Below are 20417 nucleotides of genomic sequence, written 5' to 3'. Positions count from 1 at the left end.
GCGCTTTTGCGTTTGGACGGGCGGCGTTGGTGTTTGAGCCCCGGTCCCCGGACCGGCGTAATGAGGTGAGGCGATGTTCGACAGCTTGAGCGATCGGCTTGGCGGCGTTTTCGACCGCCTCCGCGGCCGTGGCGCGCTGACCGAGGCGGATGTCCGCACCGCGATGCGCGAGGTTCGCGTCGCGCTGCTCGAAGCCGACGTCGCGCTGCCCGTCGCCCGCGACTTCGTCGACAAGGTGACCGAACAGGCGATCGGCCAGAACGTCCTGCGCTCGATCACGCCGGGCCAGCAGGTCGTCAAGATCGTCCATGACGCGCTGGTCGCGATGCTGGGCGCGGATGCCAGCGAGCTGCTGCTCGACGTGGCGCCGCCCGCCGTCGTGATGATGGTCGGCCTTCAGGGTTCGGGCAAGACCACCACCACCGCCAAGATCGCCAAGCGGCTGTCGAGCGGGGTGATGGGGCGCGAGCGCAAGAAGGTGCTGATGGCGTCGCTCGACGTCAATCGCCCGGCCGCGCAGGAGCAGTTGGCGACGTTGGGTACGCAGGTCGAGGTGTCGACCCTGCCGATCATCGCCGGGCAGCAGCCGGTCGAGATCGCCCGGCGCGCGATGCAGGCTGCCAAGCTCCAGGGCTATGACGTCCTGATGCTCGACACCGCCGGTCGCCTGCATGTCGACCAGGCGCTGATGGACGAGATGAAGGCGGTGGCGGACATCGCCCGGCCTCAGGAAATCCTGCTCGTCGTCGACTCGCTGACCGGCCAGGACGCGGTGAACGTCGCGACCAGCTTCTCCGAGCAGGTGCCGCTGACCGGCGTGGTGCTGACCCGCATGGACGGCGATGCGCGCGGTGGTGCGGCGCTGTCGATGCGCGCGGTCACGGGCAAGCCCATCAAGTTCGCCGGTGTCGGCGAAAAGATGGACGCGCTGGAAGCCTTCCACCCTGAACGGGTCGCGGGTCGCATTCTCGGCATGGGCGACGTCGTCAGCCTCGTCGAGCGCGCGGCCGAGACGATCCAGCAGGAAGATGCCGAGCGCATGGCCAAGAAGATGGCCAAGGGTCAGTTCGACATGGACGACCTGCGCGGCCAGCTTCAGCAGATGCGTCGCATGGGCGGCCTGGGCGCGCTGGCGGGCATGATGCCCGGCATGAAGAAGGCGCAAGGCGCGCTGGCCGAGGCCGGTGGCGACAAGATCCTGCTCCGCATGGATGCGATCATCACCTCGATGACGCCCAAGGAGCGCACCAAGCCCGAGCTGATCAACGCCAAGCGCAAGATCCGCATCGCCAAGGGTTCGGGCACCACGGTGCAGGACGTGAACAAGCTCCTGAAGATGCATCAGGAAATGTCCACGGCGATGAAGAAGATCAAGAAGATGGGCGGCATCAAGGGCATGATGTCGATGCTGGGCAAGGGCGGCCTTGGCGGCCTGGGCAATGCGCTGGGCGGTCCGCAGATGGGCGAGATGCTCAACAAGGCGGGCAGCAACGGCCTGCCCGGCGGTGGCCTGGGTGGTCTGGGCGGCGGCAAGCTGCCCGACGGGATGCCCAAGCTGCCCCCCGGCTTCGAGAATCTTCTCAAGAAGAAATAACCCCCGCGCCGGACGGAACGCCGGTAATTTTGAACTTTTACTCCAAGGACTGAAATATGGCTCTCAGCATTCGTCTGTCGCGTGGTGGCTCCAAGAAGCGCCCTTACTACCGCATCGTGGTGGCCGACGCCCGTGCGCCGCGCGACGGCAAGTTCATCGAGAAGATCGGCAACTACAACCCGCTTCTCGCCAAGGACAATGAGCAGCGCGTGCAGCTCGACGCCGAGCGCGCGAAGCACTGGCTGGCCAATGGCGCGCAGCCGACTGACCGCGTCGCCCGCTTCCTGGACGCCGCCGGTGTCCGTGAGCGCGCCGCGCGCAACAACCCGAACAAGGCGAAGCCCGGCGAAAAGGCCACCGAGCGCGCCGAAGAGCGTGCCGAGAAGCTGAAGGCCGCTCAGGAAGCCGCCAACGCTCCGGCCGAAACCGCCGAGGCCTAATCGGCCTTGATCCTGGATGGGCACCGGTCGGTCACGATCGGGCCCGTCCCAGGCATCGGAATGCGGGGCCATGCGTTCCCCCAAGCCCATGGCTTAGGAGAAGAGCATGACCCCGCCGACCGAACCCGATCCCCGGACCGCACCCAACGACCATGACGACGCGACCAACCAAGGCGTCTCCGCCCCCGACCCCGCCGAAGGCGGCGACGACACCCCCAACGGGGAAAGCGACTCCCCCAGCGGGTGAGCCGCACGTCACGCTGGCGGTCATCATCGGCGCGCATGGCATCACCGGCGAAGTGCGGTTGAAGGTCTTTGCCGACGATGTGTCGGCCTATCGCTCGTTCAACAATGGTGCGCTGACGCTGAAATCAGCGCGCGACGGCTCGAACGGTGTGATCGCGCGCTTTGCCGAGGTGACCGACCGCAATGCCGCCGAGGCGTTGCGGGGCACCGAGTTGACGGTGCCGCGCTCGGCGCTTCCTCCGCTGGAGGAAGGCGAATATTATCATGCCGACATTATCGGTCTTGCCGCGATCGCCAGCGATGGCGAGGAGTTGGGCCATGTCGCGCTGATCGAGAATTTCGGCGCGGGCGACGTGCTCGAGATCGAACGACCCGATGGCCGCCGCTTCATGGTGCCGATGAAGGTCGAGGCGGTGCCCGAATGGGATCGCGAACGCCTGATCGTGGAACGCGCCTTTATCGCCTGATCGGCTGTTGCCGGTCGAGCATGTTGCGGATCGTCGTGGCCGCGACCCCCGCCTCGCCCATGGCGTGGCTGATCTGATCCAGTCCCTTCACCACATCCCCCGCCGCGAACAGGCCGGGGACCGAGGTGCGTTGATGGTCGTCGACCTCCAGGCAACCGCCGGGGTCCGCCTTCGCGCCCGCTGCGATCGCCAGTTCCGACCGGATACGCGACCCCAGCGCCGGATAGACGCTGTCGAAGCGCATCCGCCCCCTGGCGGTGTCGAGCGCCAGCTGGTCTCCTTCGATCGCCCAGCCGCCGCACGGACCGTCGACCCGCGCGATCCCCGCATCGTCCAGCGCCTCGGCACAGGCGGGGTCGAGTGCATGCTCGGCCTCCGGGGCGATCAGCGTCACATCGCGGGTGAAGCCGCGCAGGAACAGCGCCTCGCGCATGCCGTGGTCGCCGGTGCCGATCACCCCGACCCGCTTGTCCGTGACCTCATAGCCATCGCAGACGGGGCAATAGCGGAGCAGCCCGCGCTCCAGCGCCGGGTCATGGACTTCGGGCAGCAGATGGCGGGGCCGGTGATTGACCACGCCGGTCGCCAGAAGGACGCTGCGGCTGTGATAGGTCGCGCCGTCGGTGATGACGCGAAAGCCCTTGTCCTGCGGCTGGATGCCGGTCACGCGGTGCGGGATGCAATGCGCGCCGTAACGTCGGGCCTGCTCGTACATCCGGGCAAGCAGCGCTTTGCCGCTGATCCCGTCGGGATAGCCCGCATGGTTATGGGTGCATGGGATCATCGCGGCCCGGCTCGATCCGCTGTCGAACAGGCGGATGCGCAGGTGATAGCGCGCGAGATAGATGGCGGCGGTCAGCCCGGCAGGCCCCGCGCCGATGATGATGCAATCGTCCATGGCGCAGCCAAAGCGCCACGTGGCGCAACGTTCCTTGGCGGGAAGGGCGGTTTGATGTATATACGTGGTGTATATACGGAGGCGATATGGGCAAGGATTATCAGGCCAAGGTCTTCCGCTCGGGCAACTCGCTCGCGCTGCGCCTGCCCGCCGCGCTGGGTCTGACCGAGGGGACCGAGATGACGCTGCGCGAAGAACAGGGGCGTTATGTGTTCGAGCCCATCCAGGCGCCGCGCAAGACGATCGACCTGACGGGGATCGCCGGGTCGATGCCGTGGCTGGAGCCGCTGGCGCGCGAGGAACGCGAAATGGAACCGCGCGAACTGGATTGGGACGGAAAGCTGCTCGGTCGTGATTGAGCCGCGCTATCTGCTCGACTCCAATATCTGCATCTATGTTCTGCGCGATGCAGGGGGGCGGGTCGCCCAGCATCTGGCGACATGCGAGCCCGGCAGTGCGGTGGCATCGGCGATCACTTATGCCGAAATCATGCGCGGGCTGGAACGTCATGGCGCGGAGGCGGTCGCGGCATTTGATCGCTTTTTCGAGCGTGTCCCGATATTGCCGTTCGACCGGCGTGCCGCATCTGCCTATGCGGCGATTCCATTCCGCCGGGGGCGGTTCGATCGATTGATCGGCGCACACGCCCTGGCGACCGGGCTGACGCTGGTGACCAACAACGAGGCCGACTTCGCCGACATCCCCGGCCTGACCATCGAGAACTGGACGCTGTGACCTTTCGCGCAACGATATTGACACTCTATCCGGAGATGTTTCCGGGACCGCTCGGGGCTTCGTTGGCGGGGCGGGCGCTGCGCGAGGATCGCTGGGCGCTGGAGACGGTGCAGATCCGCGACTTCGCGACCGACAAGCATCGCTCGGTCGACGATACGCCCGCCGGTGGCGGCGCGGGCATGGTGCTGCGCGCCGATGTGCTGGCGGCGGCGGTGGACTCGGTCGCCGACGACCGCCCAGTGCTGGCGATGACGCCGCGCGGGCGTCCGCTGACCCAGCCGCGCGTGCGCGAACTGGCGGCGGGGCCGGGCGTCACCGTGCTGTGCGGCCGGTTCGAGGGGTTCGACGAACGCCTGTTCGAGGCGCGCGGCATCGAACAGGTGTCGATCGGCGACTATATCCTGTCGGGTGGCGAGATGGGCGCGCTGGTGCTGCTCGACGCTTGCGTTCGGCTGCTTCCCGGCGTAATGGGCGCGGCTTCAAGCGGAGTCGAGGAAAGCTTCGAGAGCGGCCTCCTCGAATATCCGCAATATACCCGACCCGCCGAGTGGGAAGGGCGCACGATCCCTGAAGTGCTGCGATCGGGGGATCATGCGAAAATCGCAAAATGGCGTCATGCCAGGGCTTGCGAGGATACACGGTCAAGGCGGCCGGACCTTTGGGAACGTCATGAGGGCGTTCGGGTCGGTCGCCCTCTGGCGCGCGGCGACGATTGAGGAATAGTGTCATGAACGTGATCCAGCAGATCGAAGCTGAGCAGATCGCCAAGTTCAACGAGACGAAGAAGATCCCCGAATTCCGCCCCGGCGACACGCTGAAGGTTGGTGTGAAGGTCGTCGAAGGCGAGCGCACCCGCGTCCAGTTCTATGAGGGCGTCTGCATCGCCCGCGCGAACAAGGGCATGGGCTCGTCGTTCACCGTCCGCAAGATCTCCTTCGGTGAGGGCGTGGAGCGCGTCTTCCCGCTCTACTCGCCGAACGTCGACTCGATCGAAGTGGTTCGTCGCGGCGCCGTGCGTCGTGCGAAGCTCTATTACCTGCGCGGCCGCACCGGCAAGTCGGCGCGTATCGCCGAGCGTCGCGATCCGCGTCCGGCCAAGGGCACCGCTGCCGCCGAGTAATCGGTGCGGCGGACCGCTTGCGGTTCGACAGGAAAGGGCGGTGGCACCCCGGTGCCGCCGCCCTTTTTCTTTGTGCCAAACCGCCGCTCAGCCCGACAAAATACCGCCCTCCGTTCAGCCTGAGCGAAGTCGAAGGTCACGCTTCAACGCTCGTCGCCTCATGGGGCAAGGGTATCCCTTGGCCTTCGACTTCGCTCAGGCTGAACGGGGGGATTGGTAAGGGGCGTTAGCCCCCGAAATTATACAGCCACATCTTAGGCTCGCCGGTGGGGCGGGGCGTGCCGTCCAGTCTTTTGGCGGTCATGATCCGCACGGGCTTCAGGATCATCTGCCCCTTCATCGCGTCCAGCCCGCCGCCCGAGGGCTTGGCGAGGATCTTCTTCACCGTGTCCATGCCCGCCACGACCCGGCCGAACGCGGCATAGCCCTGATAGCCGGGACGCGCGTCCATGCCCGGCGTGGGGCCGACCGTGATGAAGAAATTGCCGCCCGCCGAGTCCGGCGACTGCCCCCGTGCCATCGAGATGGTGCCGTCGAGATGCTTGATCCCGGTCTTCGCCGTCGTCTCGAGCGGGAAGGGCGGCAGGATGCGCCGCGCATCGGTGCGGATGCCGCCCTGGACGAAGCCCTCCTTCGGGTTCCGCTTGTCGCGCGCGGTGCGGTAGAAGACCGTCCCGTCGAACCGCCCGTCATCGACATAGGCCAGGAAATTCTTCGACGTCGCGGGCGCGTGGCGCGTGTCGAGCGCGACGACGATCGGCCCTTCGGAGGTGTTGATCTGCACCCGGACATAGCCGGGGCGGGGAACATTCTGGTTGGCGGGCGCGGCGGCGATCAGCAGGGCGACCAGCGGGAGCAGACATTTCATCCGCCGGGGATTATCGCCCCCGGCCGCGATTGTGGAGCCCAAACCCGTGGGATGCGCCGAGTGGCGGCGCCGATCAGGCGGTCAGATCGCGCATGAAGAACTGGTTGTGCGGACTGGGCTGGTAATCGGCAAAGGCCTCGCAGGATCGGAAGCCCGCGCTGCGATACAGCGCGACGGCGGGCTGGTAGGGCGGCGTGGTTCCCGTTTCCAGGCTGATCCGATCATAATCGCGGCGCTGCGCCTCCGCGATGACATGGTTGAGCAGCGCACGGCCGATGCCCCGGCCCAGAAAGCCGGGCGCGACCCGCATGGATTTCACTTCGCCATGCCGGGCGTCCAGTTGCTTCAGCGCGGCGAAACCGGCCAGCGCGGGGCCGTCCCAGATCGTCCAGAAGGAGATACCGGGATCGGCCAGCGCCGAGGCGTCGAGCGCGAAGGAAAATTCCTCCGCCTCGCCGCGCATATCGCGCAGGTGATAGGCGAGCAGATCGGCGACATGCGGTGCGGTCGGATCGTCGAGGCGGATATCCATGGCACTCCCCCGGGTCTGGCGTGCGAGAAGGCTGATGGGGGCAGTCTATCGCGGTCCGGATGGGGGCGACAGGCGATGGCCCACAAAAAAGCCGCCGACCGGGTGGTCGACGGCTTTTCCGTTTCGCGGCGTCCGACCCTTACTGATCGAGGAAGCTGCGCATCTTGCGGCTGCGGCTGGGGTGCTTCAGCTTGCGGAGCGCCTTGGCCTCGATCTGGCGGATACGCTCGCGCGTCACGCTGAACTGCTGGCCGACCTCTTCCAGCGTGTGGTCGGTGTTCATGCCGATGCCGAAGCGCATGCGCAGCACGCGCTCCTCGCGCGGGGTCAGGCTGGCCAGGACGCGGGTGACCGTTTCCTTCAGATTGGCCTGGATCGCCGCATCCACCGGGATGACCGCGTTCTTGTCCTCGATGAAGTCGCCCAGGTGCGAATCCTCCTCGTCGCCGATCGGCGTTTCGAGGGAGATCGGCTCCTTGGCGATCTTCATCACCTTGCGCACCTTCTCCAGCGGCATGGAGAGGCGCTCGGCCATCTCTTCCGGGGTCGGCTCGCGGCCCTGCTCGTGCAGAAACTGGCGGCTGGTGCGGACCAGCTTGTTGATCGTCTCGATCATGTGGACCGGGATGCGGATGGTCCGCGCCTGGTCGGCGATCGAGCGGGTGATCGCCTGCCGGATCCACCACGTCGCATAGGTGCTGAACTTGTAGCCGCGGCGATATTCGAACTTATCGACCGCCTTCATCAGGCCGATATTGCCCTCCTGGATCAGGTCCAGGAACTGCAGGCCGCGATTGGTGTATTTCTTGGCGATGGAGATGACGAGGCGCAGATTGGCCTCGACCATTTCCTTCTTGGCGATGCGGGCCTCGCGCTCGCCCTTCTGCACCATGTTCACGATGCGGCGGAATTCGGTCAGCGCCATGCCGGTCTGCTGCGAAATCTCGGCGATCTCGCTGCGGATGCGGTCGACGGTCGCGGCTTCGTTGGACGCGAAATTGCCCCACTTCTTGTCGAGCCCGCGCACCGTGTCGAGCCAGTTCTCGTCCAGCTCGTGACCCAGATAGCGGTCGAGGAAGTCCTTGCGGTTGACCTTGTGCCGCTCGGCCAGACGCAGCATCTGGCCGCCCAGCGCGGTCAGGCGGCGGTTGAAGGCATAGAGCTGGTCGACCAGGAATTCGATCTTGGCGTTGTGGAACTGGACGCTCTCGACCTCGGCGGTCAGCTCCTCGCGCAGCTTGTGATACTTGCGCTCGTCCGCCGCCGACAGCTCGCCGCCCAGCGCCATGGCTTCCAAGCGCTGCTGCTGGACCTTCGAGAATTTCTTGTAGATGTTCGTGATGTTGGCGAACTTCTCCAGCGCCTGCGGCTTGAGCGTCTCCTCCATCTGGGCGAGGCTGAGGGTGTTGTCCTCTTCCTCGTCCTCGGCGCGCGGGCCACGGCGTTCGCCGCCCTCGTCATCTTCGTCGATCGAGGGTTCCTCGGGCTCTTCCTCTTCCTTGAACTGCGGACCGGCGTTCTTGGCGCTGATCTCGCCATTGTCGTCCTCGTCCTCCTCGCCCAGATTTTCCGGGCCGGCGTCCTTGGACAGCATGGCGTCGAGATCGAGGATCTCGCGCAGCTGCATCGTGCCTTCGTTCAGCGCGGTCGACCAGTCGATGATCGCGTTGAAGGTGATCGGGCTTTCGCACAGCCCCAGGATCATCGTGTCGCGACCCGCCTCGATCCGCTTGGCGATGGCGATCTCGCCCTCGCGCGACAGCAGCTCGACCGCGCCCATCTCGCGCAGGTACATGCGGACCGGATCGTCGGTGCGATCGACGGTTTCCTTCTTCTTCGCCTCGGGCTGGGGGCCGGAATCGACGTCGCCATCGCTGGCCTCGGCGTCGTCGGCCTCCTCCTCGGACTCGCCGTCCTCGCCCTGCTCCTCATTCTCGACGATATTGACGCCCATCTCGTTGAGGGCGGCCATGATATCCTCGAGCTGGTCGGAGGACATCTGGTCCTGCGGCAGCGCCTCGTTCAGCTGGTCATAGGTGATGTAGCCGCGCTTCTTGGCGCGCGCGATCAGCTTCTTGATCGACGCTTCGTTCAGGTCGATCAGCGGCGCATCGCCCGTTTCCGTGGTATCGGTCGTATCCGCCGCCATATTCGCCTTCGCCATCAAATGCCCTCGGGTCTCAATGCCCGGCCTCTTTCACGCACGCCGCCGGTTTGGCAAGCGGGTGAGGGGGCCATGCGTAATTTTCCAGTGTGGGCGTGGGTCGCCCAATATGCCCCGGATATGGGGCGCGGGGGTAGCCGTATCAAGCGGCCTCCCCGGCTTGCTTGTCCGCCAGGTCGCGGGCTGCCTCCAGCCAGCGATAAAGCTGGTCCAGCGATTGCGCATGGGCGGCGTGGCACCGCGTCTGTTCGGCGAAGCGATCCTCGGTCATGTCGGCGCGGAACGCCTCGACCGCACGCTCGCGGTTCGCACGCGTCTCGCTTTCCTCCAGCATCACCTCGATGACCTTTTCCAGATCGCGCACGGCGATGGCGGGATCGGACATCTTGCTGAAGAAGCTGAAGGCGAGGTCGCGGGTATAGTCGCGCGCGTCGATCGGGTGGACGTCGGTGGTCGCCATGATCTGTTCGATCAGGCTCTCCGCCTTGGCGGCGTCCTTGCGCGACAGATGGGGATCGTTGACCGCCGCGTCCAGCAGATGATGCCGCCAGTCGTTGAGATAGCGGTCGCCCATGTCCAGGCGGCTGATCTCGTCCATATAGCGGCACAGGACATGCGGATAGCGCATCAGCCCCAGCAGCACCGCGCGCTTCAGGCTGTATTCGACGCCGCGTCCGACATGGCGATTGGCCTCGGCCACCGCCTGGTGCACCGCCGCCGCATTGACCCGCCGGATGCCGAATATGTCGAAATAGCGCGACATCAAGGCGCGCTTATATTCGTAGGCCAGGTCCTTGTGCGGAATCTGCTGCGCCAGTTCCTCCAGCCGCTGCTTCAGCGCGGCGCGCCCCTCGGGCGTGTCGGTCTGCGCCTGTGCGATCTCGGCCTGCCAGAGCAGGTCGCTGAGCGGGGTGGCGCGGGTGAGTACCGCCTCGAAGCCTGCCGCGCCCTTTTCCTGGACCAGATCGTCGGGGTCCTGGCCTTGCGGCAGGGTGACGAAGGAGAGGCTCTTGCCCGGCTGGAGCAGGGGCAGCGCGCGGTGCGCGGCGCGGATCGCGGCCTTCTGCCCGGCGGCATCGCCGTCGAAGCACAGGGTTGGCACGTCGACCATGCGCCATAGGCGCTCCAACTGGCTCTCGGTCAGCGCGGTGCCGAGCGGCGCCACCGCCTCGGCGATCCCCGCCTGGGCCAGCGCGATCACATCCATATAGCCCTCGACCACCAGCACGCGGCCGGACTTGCGCACGGCAGGCGCGGCGCGGTCGAGATTGTAGAGCGTGCGCCCCTTGTCGAAGAGGGGGGTGTCGGGCGAGTTGAGATATTTGGGCTCGCCCTCGCCGATGATCCGGCCGCCGAACGCGATCACCCGGCCGCGCGCGTCGCGGATCGGGATCATCAACCGGCCGCGGAACCGGTCATACGGGTCCTTGCCATCGACCTTGATGAGCAGCCCGCACTCGATCAGCGCCGGATCGCCATAATCCTTCAGCGCGGCCTTCAGCTTGCCCCGGCTGTCGGGTGCGAAGCCCAGGCCGAAGGCGCGGGCCGTCTCGGGCGTCACCCGGCGGCGGGTCAGCAATTCGCGGGCATCGCCGCCCGACAGGCCACCCAGCTGTTCGGAGAACCAGGCGGCGGCGTCCGCCATCGCATCGTGCAGCCCCTTGGCCCGCTCCGCCTTCTGCGCGGCGCGGCGGTCCTGCGCGGGGACTTCGAGCCCGGCGGCCTGCGCCAGTTCCTTGACCGCATCGATAAAGGGCAGGCCGCGCTGGTCGGTCATCCAGCGAATGGCATCGCCATGCGCCGAGCAGCCGAAACAGTGATAAAAGCCCTTGTCGTCGTTGACGTAGAAGCTGGGCGTCTTTTCGTTATGGAAGGGGCAGCAGCCCTTATATTCCCGGCCCGCCTTTTGCAGCTTCACCGTCTTGCCGATCAGCGCCGACAGGCTCGTGCGAGCGCGAAGCTCGTCAAGGAATTGCGGGGTCAGGCTCATGGCGTCCGCGCGATTATAATGAGTAGCGAAAGAGGGGGTTTTTGGCAAGGGTCTGGGTGGGGTGGATGGTTCGGGTTTGCCCTCCCCTCGATCCCCTCCCGCTTGCGGGAGGGGAAGCACATTTGGCGGAGGACAATTCTCTCCGCCGAGCGTTACAGGCTCCCCTCCCGCAGGCGGGAGGGGCTGGGGGAGGGCCTTTCCGCAAGCGTGCGCTCAATAATTGCAACAACGCCCTCCAGATTACCAAGAACGTCGTTGTTCCAGAAGCGGACTACCCGCCAGCCTTGGGCGTCGAGATAGCGGGTCCGGGCTTCGTCGTAAGCGGCTTGAGCGTCGTGCTGGCCACCATCGACTTCAACGATCAGCTTTTCCGATCGGGCGGCGAAGTCGGCGATGTACGGGCCGACCGGCACTTGGCGATTGAAGCGAACGCCTGCGACCTGCCGTCTCGACAAGGCCCGCCACAATCTGCGTTCGGCATCGGTCGGGTTTAGGCGAAGTTCTCGCGCCTGCCTCGTAGGGCGGTTTTCGCGGAAAGGTCGGGGGCCCTCCCCTCGGTCCCCTCCCGCCTGCGGGAGGGGATGCGGACTTTGCGGAGCGCAATCCTCTCCACGAAACCCGACAGGCTCCCCTCCCGCAGGCGGGAGGGGTTGGGGGAGGGGACCACGCTCGCGATCAGAACGATCCACCAGCCCCACTCCCCCATCACATCACGCCAACGCCGCCTTCACCAGCCCGCTGGCCTTGCTCATATCCAGCACCGCCGCATGGCGCGCCTTCAGCTCGGCCATCACCCGGCCCATGTCCTTCATGCCCGACGCGCCGATCTCCGCCTTGATCGCCTCGATCGCGGCCTTGGTCTCGTCCTCGGTCAGCGTCTGCGGCAGGAAGCGTTCGATCACCGCGACCTCGGCCTTTTCCTGGTCGGCCAGTTCCTGGCGACCGCCCTGTTCGTACATGGCGATCGATTCGCGGCGCTGCTTGACCATCTTCTGGAGCACTTCGATCACGACCATGTCGTCATCGGCGGGCGCTTCGCCGGTGCGGAGTTCGATGTCGCGGTTCTTGATGGCGGCCTGGATCAGGCTGATCGCCGCGCGGCTTTCCTTGTCGCCAGCCTTCATGGCGGCCACCTGCGCGGCCTTGATGTCGTCGCGAATCATGTTTTGTCCGTCTTGTCTGAAAGGCGGAGACGATAGCGCCCCGAACCGATCACGTGAACCGGTTGACGCGACGCCCGTATGGCCCTAGCGGACGCCACTTAGCGACATTGCAGACATTTTAGCAGGAGTGCCCGCCGATCATGGCCGACGCCAAGCCATTCGCCATGCCCGAAAAGCCTGAAGGCGCCACGGGCGTTCTCGTTCTGGCGAACGGAGACGTGTTATGGGGGCGCGGTTTCGGCGTCGAGGGTGATGCCGTCGGAGAGGTGTGCTTCCACACCGCGATGACCGGCTATCAGGAGATCATGACCGATCCGTCCTTCGCCGGGCAGATCATCACCTTCACCTTCCCGCATATCGGCAATGTCGGGGCCAATCCCGACGATATCGAGGCGGACGCGCCGCACGCGCTGGGCATGATCGTCCGCGAGGACCCGACCGCCTCGTCCAACTTCCGCGCGATGGAAAACCTCGCCGGATGGATGGCGCGGCACAACCGCATCGGCCTGGCGGGCATCGACACCCGCGCGCTGACCCGCCGTATCCGTGCGGCTGGCGCGCCCAATGGCGTGATCGCGCATTCGGCTTCGGGCGAGTTCGACATCGCCGCGCTGCTCGAAAAGGCACGCGGCTGGCCGGGGCTGGAGGGCATGGACCTCGCCAAGGACGTGTCGACCGAGCTGCATTATGGCTGGGGCGAGACGCGCGAGGGCGGGTTGTGGCGGCTGGGCTTCGGCTATGCCGGTGCCGAGGGCGAGGATCGCCCGCACGTCGTCGCGATCGATTATGGCAGCAAGCACAACATCTTCCGCAACCTGGTCCAGGCCGGGGCGAAGGTGTCGGTGGTCCCCGCCACCGCCTCCTACGAGGATGTGATGGCGCTGAACCCGGACGGCATCTTCCTGTCCAACGGCCCCGGCGATCCGGCGGCGACCGGCGAATATGCCGTGCCGGTGATCCGCCAGTTGCTCGATACGGGCAAGCCGCTGTTCGGCATCTGCCTGGGCCACCAGCTTCTGGGTCTGGCGGTCGGCGCCAAGACCACCAAGATGCACCAGGGCCATCGCGGTGCGAACCACCCGGTCAAGCGCCTGTCCGACGGTCTGGTCGAGATCACCAGCATGAACCACGGCTTCGCGGTCGAGCGCGAGACGCTTCCCGCCAATGCGCGTGAGACGCATGTGTCGCTGTTCGACGGGTCGAATGCGGGCCTGGAACTGACCGACCGCCCGGCCTTCTCGGTCCAGTACCACCCAGAGGCTTCGCCGGGGCCGCAAGACAGCTTCTATCTGTTCGAGCGGTTTGTCGGCGGCTTGAGGAAGTAAACATGAAGCCATGGCCGCATGGCCTTGCGATTATCGGCTGCACGGGCTTGGTTTTGCTCGCGATGCCTATGGCGGGAGGTCTGTTGCTTGGCGGGATGTTGTGGCTTGCATCTGAGCGAACGATTTATGGTCGTTCCCTGTCACCAGACAAATGGCACGAAGCCAGAGCGCAATTTGATGATTGTGGCGCGCCTTGTGGCTGGTCGAAAGCGGTATATGTGAAGCAATGGTGGCTGCCTGGAACGTCGCCATGGTTCAGTTGTCGCGCTTTTGTAGGTGATGGGACAAGCAAGGTTAGGTTGGCCTGGCTGTCAAATGACAAGCTATTAATTAGTCACGGATTTTCGTCGGACCATGTCTTCGGTGTCCAATCCTGCGGATCGGTGAATGTTAAAACTCGCTTTGATCGCACCCTGATTTCGGAAGAACCATAAAATGCCAAAACGCACCGACATCTCCTCCATCCTCGTCATCGGCGCTGGTCCGATCGTCATCGGTCAGGCGTGCGAGTTCGACTATTCGGGCACGCAGGCGATCAAGGCCCTGAAGGAAGAGGGCTATCGCATCGTCCTGGTCAATTCGAACCCGGCAACGATCATGACCGATCCCGAGCTGGCCGACGCGACCTATGTCGAGCCGATCACGCCCGCCGTCGTCGCCAAGATCATCGAGAAGGAGCGCCCCGACGCGGTCCTGCCGACCATGGGCGGCCAGACCGCGCTGAACACCGCGCTGGCGCTGTTCCATGACGGCACGCTGGAGAAGTTCGGCGTCCAGATGATCGGCGCCGATGCCGAGGCGATCGACAAGGCCGAGGACCGTCAGAAGTTCAAGGTCGCGATGGAGAAGATCGGGCTGGAATCGGCCCGCTCGGCGATCGCGCATTCCGAGAAGGAAGCGCTGGAGGGGCTGGAGAAGGTCGGCCTTCCAGCCATCATCCGCCCCAGCTTCACGCTGGGCGGCACCGGCGGCGGTGTGGCGTACAACCGCGAGGAATTCATCGCGATCGTCCGCGCCGGGCTCGACGCCTCGCCGACGACCGAGGTGCTGATCGAGGAATCGCTCCTCGGTTGGAAGGAATATGAGATGGAGGTCGTGCGCGATCGCAACGACAATTCCATCATCATCTGCTCGATCGAGAATATCGATCCGATGGGCGTCCATACCGGCGACTCGATCACCGTCGCGCCCGCGCTGACCCTGACCGACAAGGAATATCAGATCATGCGCAACGCCAGCCTGGCGGTGCTGCGTGAGATCGGCGTGGAGACGGGCGGCTCGAACGTGCAGTTCGCGGTCAATCCGAAGGACGGCCGTCTGATCGTCATCGAGATGAACCCGCGCGTGTCGCGCTCGTCGGCGCTGGCGTCGAAGGCGACCGGCTTCCCGATCGCCAAGGTCGCGGCCAAGCTGGCGGTCGGCTATACGCTGGACGAGATCGAGAACGACATCACCGGCGCGACCCCGGCTTCTTTCGAACCGACGATCGACTATGTCGTCACCAAGATCCCGCGCTTCGCCTTCGAGAAGTTCAAGGGCTCGGAGCCCGTCCTCTCGACCGCGATGAAATCGGTCGGCGAAGTGATGGCGATCGGCCGCAACATCCATGAATCGATGCAGAAGGCGCTGCGTGGGCTCGAGACGGGCCTGAGCGGCTTCAACGATGTCGAGCATCTGGTCGGCGCCCCGCGTGCGGAGATCGAGGCGGCGCTGGCCAAGGCGACCCCCGACCGGCTGCTGGTCGCGGCGCAGGCGCTGCGCGAAGGCTTCACCGTCGCCGAGGTCCATGCGATCGCCAAATACGATCCCTGGTTCCTGGAGCGGATCGCCGAGATCGTCGCCGCCGAAGCCGAAGTCATGCAGAACGGCCTGCCGCAGGATGCGGCGGGGATGCGCCGCCTGAAGGCGATGGGCTTCTCCGACAAGCGGCTCGCTTATCTGGCGCTGCAATCGGCGAACCTGCGCGGCATGGATCGCGGCATCGCGCGCGGCTCAGGGCTCATCCACGAGGTCGTCAAGATGATGACCGGCGGCGTGACCGAGCAGGAGGTGCGCGAGCATCGCCAGAAGCTGGGCGTGCGTCCGGTCTTCAAGCGGATCGACACCTGCGCGGCCGAGTTCGACGCCAAGACGCCGTATATGTACTCTACCTATGAAGCCCCGACCTTCGGCGAGCCCGAGGACGAGGCGGTGCCCAGCGACCGCAAGAAGATCGTGATCCTAGGCGGTGGTCCGAACCGGATCGGGCAGGGTATCGAGTTCGACTATTGCTGCTGCCACGCCTGCTTCGCGCTGGCGGATGCGGGCTATGAGACGATCATGGTCAACTGCAACCCGGAAACGGTCAGCACCGACTATGACACCTCGGACCGGCTCTATTTCGAGCCGCTGACCGCCGAGGACGTGCTCGCCATTCTCGACGTCGAGAAGTCGAAGGGCGAGCTGGTCGGCGTGATCGTGCAGTTCGGCGGCCAGACCCCGCTGAACCTCGCCCGCGCGCTGGAATCGGCCGGTATCCCGATCCTGGGTACCAGCCCCGACGCGATCGACCTGGCCGAGGACCGCGAGCAGTTCGCGGCTTTGGTCGACAAGCTGAAGCTGCTCCAGCCCAAGAACGGCATCGCGCGCAGCCGTGAGGAAGCGCTGATCGTCGCCGAGCGCGTCGGCTATCCGGTGCTGATGCGCCCCAGCTTCGTGCTGGGCGGCCGCGCCATGGAGATTGTCGACGGGCCCCAGCAGCTGGAGGATTATATCCAGACGGCGGTGCAGGTGTCGGGCGATGCCCCGGTCCTGATCGATCAGTATCTGCGCGATGCGATCGAGGTGGACGTGGACGCGATCTGCGACGGCGACCAGGTCGTCGTGGCGGGCGTGCTCCAGCATATCGAGGAAGCGGGCGTCCATTCGGGCGACTCGGCCTGCTCGCTGCCGCCCTACAGCCTGTCGGCGGAGATCATCGCCGAGATCGAGCGTCAGGCCGAGGCGCTGGCGCGCGGCCTGAACGTGCGCGGCCTGATGAACATCCAGTTCGCGGTGAAGGACGGCCCAGAAGGCTCCCGGGTCTATCTGATCGAGGTCAACCCGCGCGCCAGCCGCACCGTGCCCTTCGTCGCCAAGGCGATCGGCACCCCCATCGCCAAGATCGCCGCGCGCGTCATGGCGGGCGAGAAGCTGGCCGACCTGCCGCAGATCGATCGTCACATCGATTATTATGCGGTCAAGGAAGCGGTCTTCCCCTTCGCGCGCTTCCCCGGTGTCGATCCGGTGCTGTCGCCCGAAATGAAGTCGACCGGCGAGGTCATGGGCATCGACCCCGACTTCACCACCGCCTTCGCCAAGTCGCAGCTGGGCGCGGGCACCGTCCTGCCGACCAGCGGCGCGGTCTTCATCAGCCTGAAGGACGGCGACAAGGAACAGATCGTTCCCGCCGCCCGGATGCTGGCGGAGGCGGGCTTCGCGATCGTCGCGACCGGCGGCACCGCCGATTATCTCGACCGCGCAGGGGTCTCGGTCGAGAAGATCAACAAGGTGGCGCAGGGACGGCCGCATATCGTCGACCGGATCAAGGACGGCGGCATCACCCTGATCTTCAACACCACGGAAGGGTGGCAGAGCCTGAAGGACTCCAAGCCGATCCGCGAAGCCGCGCTGGGGCAGAAGATTCCGTACTTCACCACGGCCCCCGCCAGCATCGAGGCGGCCAAGGCGATTGCGGCCGCAGGCACCCGTGGTCTTGAAGTACGTCCCCTGCAATCCTACTATTCGCGTTCGCACAACTGATCCCGACATGAGAACATGATGTGCTGGCGGACCGCTTTCCCGGTTGGGAGGGCGGTCCGTACCGGGAATGCGTATGGAAGTGGGGACTAGGATTATGGCGACCGTCGAAAAGATGCCGATGCTCCAGGAGGGCTATGACAAGCTCACCCAGGACCTGCGGCGTCTGAAAGAGGAACGGCCGCTGATCGTCGACGCGATCGAGGAAGCGCGTGCACACGGCGACCTGTCCGAAAACGCCGAATATCATGCGGCCAAGGAACGGCAGGGCCAGGTGGAGGCGACGATCGCCGACATCGAGGACAAGCTGAGCCGCGCGCAGATCATCGACCCGAAGGACCTGTCGGGCGACAAGATCGTGTTCGGCGCAACCGTCACGCTGCTCGACGAGGACGACAAGCCGGTCAAGTACCAGATCGTCGGCCAGACCGAGGCGGACGCCAAGACCGGCCGGATCAGCTATAACTCGCCGCTCGGCCGTGCGCTGATCGGGCGCAAGCTGGACGAAGAGGTCGAGGTGACGGTGCCGTCGGGCGACCGCTATTATCTCGTCAGCAAGATCGAATTCATCTGATCCGATGAATTGGGCAGCGGCACGCGCGACGACGGCCATCGCGGTCGTGACGGCGGTCGTGTCGCTGTTGCTGATCATCACGGGGCTGGTGCCCGAGGCGGCGATCGGGGCGGGTTTCATCCCGTTGCGGTTCGAGGGGGCGGCGCTGCCCCCCGATCTGGGCTTTGCGGTGCCGACGCTGCTGACCCCGCTGACCGCCACGCTGATCCATGGCGGTTTCGCGCATATCGCGTTCAACCTCGTCATGCTGGTCTATTGCGGCGCGCAGGCCGAGCGGGCGCTGGGCGCGCGGGGGATAGCCGTCCTCTACGTCGTCGGCGCCTATGCGGCCGCGCTGGCGCAATATTTTCCCGATCCGGGTTCCGCCTCGCCGATGATCGGGGCGAGCGGCGCAATCTCGGCGATCGTCGGCGCCTATGCGCTGCTCTTCGGGCAGCGTCGGGCGACCCGTGGGATTGCCGGGCTGTCGGCCGAGTTCACCCATGTCCTGTGGCTGGCGGCGGGGTGGATCGGCATCCAGCTGCTGCTGGGCTTTGCGGGCATGGGGATGGGCGCGATCGCGGTGGGCGCGCATATCGGCGGGTTCATCGCCGGGCTGGTCTTTGCAAAGCCGCTGCTGCTGTGGCGCTATCGTAACGCCTGAGCCGGGCCAAATCAGTCTGGTCATAGTAGATGCGCCACGCACCCAGCGCGCGCATCAGCATCGCTCATAGCGAACGGAGCGGGGGACTGCGGCCGAGCCCCCGATCGGCCTGGGCGAAGTCGAAGGCCATGCCCCCGACCTCGCCCGGCAACCCGGATCAACCCAGCGTAGGCTCGAGCAGGCGGTGCAGGTGCACCACGACGAACTTCATCTCCGCATCGTCCACGGTGCGCTGCGCGGCGGCGCGCCAAGCCTTTTCGGCGCTGGCATAGTCGGGGAACACGCCCACCACTTCCAGCGCGGAGGGATCGACGAAATCGAGGGTCTGCGGATCGCTGACGCGGCCGCCGAACACGAGGTGCAGCTTGCTCATGGTGTCTCCTGATGGGGTTTGCCTGTCCCTAGCGACAAGCGCGGCCGGATTGAAGATGCTGTTTCGCATCGCAACGCTTTGTCATGTCCGTTGGCGGGGGAAGGTGACAGGGGCGCCCCTGTCATTCTAGAAGTTGGGAATGAACCAGATCGCCGCGCCCGCTTCGCCCGTCGCCTATGATGTCGTGATCGTCGGCACCGGCCATGCCGGGGCGCAGGCGGCGATCGCGCTGCGCCAGGAAGGCTTTGGCGGCACGATCGCGATGATCGGCGAGGAAGCCTATCCCCCCTATGAACGCCCGCCCTTGTCCAAGGAGTATCTGGCCGGGGACAAGCCGTTCGAGCGTATCCTGATCCGCCCCGAACGCTTCTGGGACGAACGCGCGGTGACGCTGCGGCTGGGCGAGCGGGTGATCGCGGTCGATGCCGAGGCGCGGCTGCTGACGACCGAGGCGGGGGCGATGGTCGAATATGGTTCGCTGATCTGGGCGGCGGGCGGCCATGCGCGGCGGCTGACCTGTGCGGGGCACGACCTGGCGGGGGTGCACGGCGTACGCAGCCGCGCCGATGTCGATCGCCTGATCGCCGAGCTTCCGGCGGTGCGCGAGGTGGTGGTAATCGGCGGCGGCTATATCGGGCTGGAGGCGGCCGCAGTGCTGACCAAGTTCGGCAAGCAGGTGACGATCGTCGAGGCGCAGGACCGGGTGCTCGCAAGGGTCGCGGGCGAGACGCTGTCGCGCTTCTACGAGGCCGAGCACCGCGCGCATGGCGTCACCGTCCGGCTGAACGAGAGCGTCGCCTGTATCGAGGGCGAGACGGCGGTTTGCGGTGTAAGGCTGGGCGACGGCACGGTGCTGCCCGCGCAGATGGCGATCGTCGGGATCGGCATCGTCCCCTCGGTCGAACCGCTGGTCGCGGCGGGGGCGGCGGGCGACAATGGCGTCACCGTCGATGCGCAGGGGCTGACCAGCCTGCCGCATGTCTTCGCGGTCGGCGACTGTGCGGCGCATGCCAATGGCTTTGCGGGCGGGGCGGTGATCCGGCTGGAGTCGGTGCAGAACGCCAACGACCAGGCGACCGTCGTGGCGCGGACGCTGGTCGGGCGCGAGGTCGCCTATCATGCGGTGCCGTGGTTCTGGTCCAACCAATATGACCTGAAGCTGCAGACGGTCGGGCTGTCCACCGGGCATGACCAGGCCGTGCTGCGCGGCGACCCGGCGACGCGCAGCTTCTCGATCCTGTATCTGCGGGAGGGGCGGGTCGTCGCGCTCGACTGCGTCAACGCGATGCGCGACTTCGTCCAAGGCAAGCCGCTGGTCGTGGACGGCGCGGTGTTGCCCGCCGAAATGCTGGCCGACTCGACCCAGCCGCTCAAGGCCCTCTGGCCCAAGCCCTAGGGCCGATCGCCATTCATCGATGCCTTTCCTTCCCTCGCCCCTCGCAGAGGGGAGAGGGTTGCGCAGACTTGGCCTTTGCGAGAGCAAAGGCTTAGTCGGAGCTGGGTGAGGG

General features: G+C 65.9%; 20 protein-coding genes and 1 pseudogene. 13 read left to right on the top strand and 8 right to left on the bottom strand.

The window, feature by feature from the left end; translation table 11 throughout:
* Positions 1–73: 73 nt before the first annotated feature.
* The 3 genes from ffh to rimM all read left to right on the top strand — a co-directional run bounded on the left by ffh (position 74) and on the right by rimM (position 2747).
* Complete coding sequence (ffh, locus tag ABIC44_RS17835; RefSeq protein ID WP_354296786.1) at positions 74–1594, top strand: signal recognition particle protein; 1521 nt, start codon at positions 74–76, stop codon at positions 1592–1594.
* A gap of 56 nt (positions 1595–1650) precedes the next feature.
* The gene (gene rpsP / locus ABIC44_RS17830; protein ID WP_307099925.1) at positions 1651–2034 is read left to right on the top strand and encodes a 30S ribosomal protein S16; all 384 of its coding nucleotides are present in this window, start codon (positions 1651–1653) and stop codon (positions 2032–2034) included.
* A 152-nt stretch (positions 2035–2186) separates the two neighbouring features.
* Complete coding sequence (gene rimM, locus ABIC44_RS17825; protein ID WP_354296785.1) at positions 2187–2747, top strand: ribosome maturation factor RimM; 561 nt, start codon at positions 2187–2189, stop codon at positions 2745–2747.
* Here rimM and ABIC44_RS17820 read toward each other — a convergent pair.
* Positions 2737–3645, bottom strand: a complete 909-nt coding sequence (locus ABIC44_RS17820) for an NAD(P)/FAD-dependent oxidoreductase (RefSeq protein WP_354296784.1) — start codon at positions 3643–3645, stop codon at positions 2737–2739. The genes rimM and ABIC44_RS17820 overlap by 11 nt on opposite strands.
* Positions 3646–3731: 86 nt before the next feature.
* Here ABIC44_RS17820 and ABIC44_RS17815 point away from each other — a divergent pair, with 86 nt between their 5' ends.
* From ABIC44_RS17815 to rplS, 4 genes and pseudogenes are all read left to right on the top strand, one after another.
* On the top strand, positions 3732–4004 hold the full coding sequence (locus ABIC44_RS17815; RefSeq protein ID WP_354296783.1) for an AbrB/MazE/SpoVT family DNA-binding domain-containing protein: 273 nt from the start codon (positions 3732–3734) through the stop codon (positions 4002–4004).
* Positions 3997–4380 carry a type II toxin-antitoxin system VapC family toxin gene (locus ABIC44_RS17810; RefSeq protein ID WP_354296782.1) on the top strand — a complete coding sequence of 128 codons (384 nt, stop codon included), beginning with the start codon at positions 3997–3999 and terminating at the stop codon, positions 4378–4380. The genes ABIC44_RS17815 and ABIC44_RS17810 overlap by 8 nt, the downstream gene beginning before the upstream one ends.
* Positions 4377–5092: pseudogene (gene trmD / locus ABIC44_RS17805) on the top strand (tRNA (guanosine(37)-N1)-methyltransferase TrmD); the annotation flags it as partial. The gene ABIC44_RS17810 and the pseudogene trmD, both read left to right, overlap by 4 nt.
* Before the next feature lie 15 nt (positions 5093–5107).
* Entirely contained in the window at positions 5108–5500 is a 393-nt protein-coding gene (gene rplS, locus ABIC44_RS17800) for a 50S ribosomal protein L19 (protein ID WP_058733020.1), read from the top strand.
* Between the two features lie 226 nt (positions 5501–5726).
* Here the strand turns inward: rplS and ABIC44_RS17795 are convergent, their stop codons facing one another.
* From ABIC44_RS17795 to ABIC44_RS17770, 6 genes are all read right to left on the bottom strand, one after another.
* Entirely contained in the window at positions 5727–6368 is a 642-nt protein-coding gene (locus ABIC44_RS17795; protein WP_354296781.1) for a peptidylprolyl isomerase, read from the bottom strand.
* A gap of 73 nt (positions 6369–6441) precedes the next feature.
* Complete coding sequence (locus ABIC44_RS17790) at positions 6442–6900, bottom strand: GNAT family N-acetyltransferase (RefSeq protein WP_354296780.1); 459 nt, start codon at positions 6898–6900, stop codon at positions 6442–6444.
* Positions 6901–7039: 139 nt separating this feature from the next.
* Positions 7040–9064, bottom strand: coding sequence for an RNA polymerase sigma factor RpoD (gene rpoD, locus ABIC44_RS17785; RefSeq protein WP_307099910.1), 2025 nt, complete (start codon positions 9062–9064; stop codon positions 7040–7042).
* 142 nt (positions 9065–9206) lie between these two features.
* A complete protein-coding gene (gene dnaG, locus ABIC44_RS17780; protein WP_354296779.1) occupies positions 9207–11054 on the bottom strand; it encodes a DNA primase in 1848 nt (615 codons plus the stop codon).
* Between the two features lie 152 nt (positions 11055–11206).
* Positions 11207–11743 carry an endonuclease domain-containing protein gene (locus tag ABIC44_RS17775; RefSeq protein ID WP_354296778.1) on the bottom strand — a complete coding sequence of 179 codons (537 nt, stop codon included), beginning with the start codon at positions 11741–11743 and terminating at the stop codon, positions 11207–11209.
* A 21-nt stretch (positions 11744–11764) separates the two neighbouring features.
* Positions 11765–12217, bottom strand: a complete 453-nt coding sequence (locus ABIC44_RS17770) for a GatB/YqeY domain-containing protein (protein ID WP_261270902.1) — start codon at positions 12215–12217, stop codon at positions 11765–11767.
* A gap of 140 nt (positions 12218–12357) precedes the next feature.
* Here ABIC44_RS17770 and carA point away from each other — a divergent pair, with 140 nt between their 5' ends.
* The 5 genes from carA (at position 12358) to ABIC44_RS17745 (ending at position 18536) form a co-directional block, all read left to right on the top strand.
* Complete coding sequence (gene carA / locus ABIC44_RS17765; RefSeq protein WP_354296777.1) at positions 12358–13542, top strand: glutamine-hydrolyzing carbamoyl-phosphate synthase small subunit; 1185 nt, start codon at positions 12358–12360, stop codon at positions 13540–13542.
* 2 nt (positions 13543–13544) lie between these two features.
* The gene (locus ABIC44_RS17760; protein ID WP_354296776.1) at positions 13545–13976 is read left to right on the top strand and encodes a hypothetical protein; all 432 of its coding nucleotides are present in this window, start codon (positions 13545–13547) and stop codon (positions 13974–13976) included.
* 1 nt (position 13977) lies between these two features.
* A complete protein-coding gene (gene carB / locus ABIC44_RS17755; RefSeq protein ID WP_354296775.1) occupies positions 13978–17322 on the top strand; it encodes a carbamoyl-phosphate synthase large subunit in 3345 nt (1114 codons plus the stop codon).
* 94 nt (positions 17323–17416) lie between these two features.
* Entirely contained in the window at positions 17417–17893 is a 477-nt protein-coding gene (gene greA / locus ABIC44_RS17750) for a transcription elongation factor GreA (RefSeq protein WP_183953050.1), read from the top strand.
* Positions 17894–17897: 4 nt separating this feature from the next.
* On the top strand, positions 17898–18536 hold the full coding sequence (locus ABIC44_RS17745) for a rhomboid family intramembrane serine protease (RefSeq protein WP_354296774.1): 639 nt from the start codon (positions 17898–17900) through the stop codon (positions 18534–18536).
* Between the two features lie 157 nt (positions 18537–18693).
* On the opposite strand, the gene ABIC44_RS17740 is transcribed toward ABIC44_RS17745, so the two are convergent.
* Entirely contained in the window at positions 18694–18909 is a 216-nt protein-coding gene (locus ABIC44_RS17740) for a DUF4170 domain-containing protein (RefSeq protein WP_307099894.1), read from the bottom strand.
* Between the two features lie 139 nt (positions 18910–19048).
* Between ABIC44_RS17740 and ABIC44_RS17735 the strand changes: the two genes are divergently transcribed.
* Positions 19049–20305, top strand: a complete 1257-nt coding sequence (locus tag ABIC44_RS17735) for an NAD(P)/FAD-dependent oxidoreductase (RefSeq protein ID WP_354296773.1) — start codon at positions 19049–19051, stop codon at positions 20303–20305.
* The last annotated feature ends 112 nt before the right edge of the window (positions 20306–20417 follow it).

Source organism: Sphingomonas sp. 1185 (genome assembly GCF_040544655.1).
Lineage (GTDB): Bacteria > Pseudomonadota > Alphaproteobacteria > Sphingomonadales > Sphingomonadaceae > Sphingomonas.
Note: the sequence above shows the minus strand (reverse complement) of the source record. Positions and strands in the feature narration are given on the sequence as shown.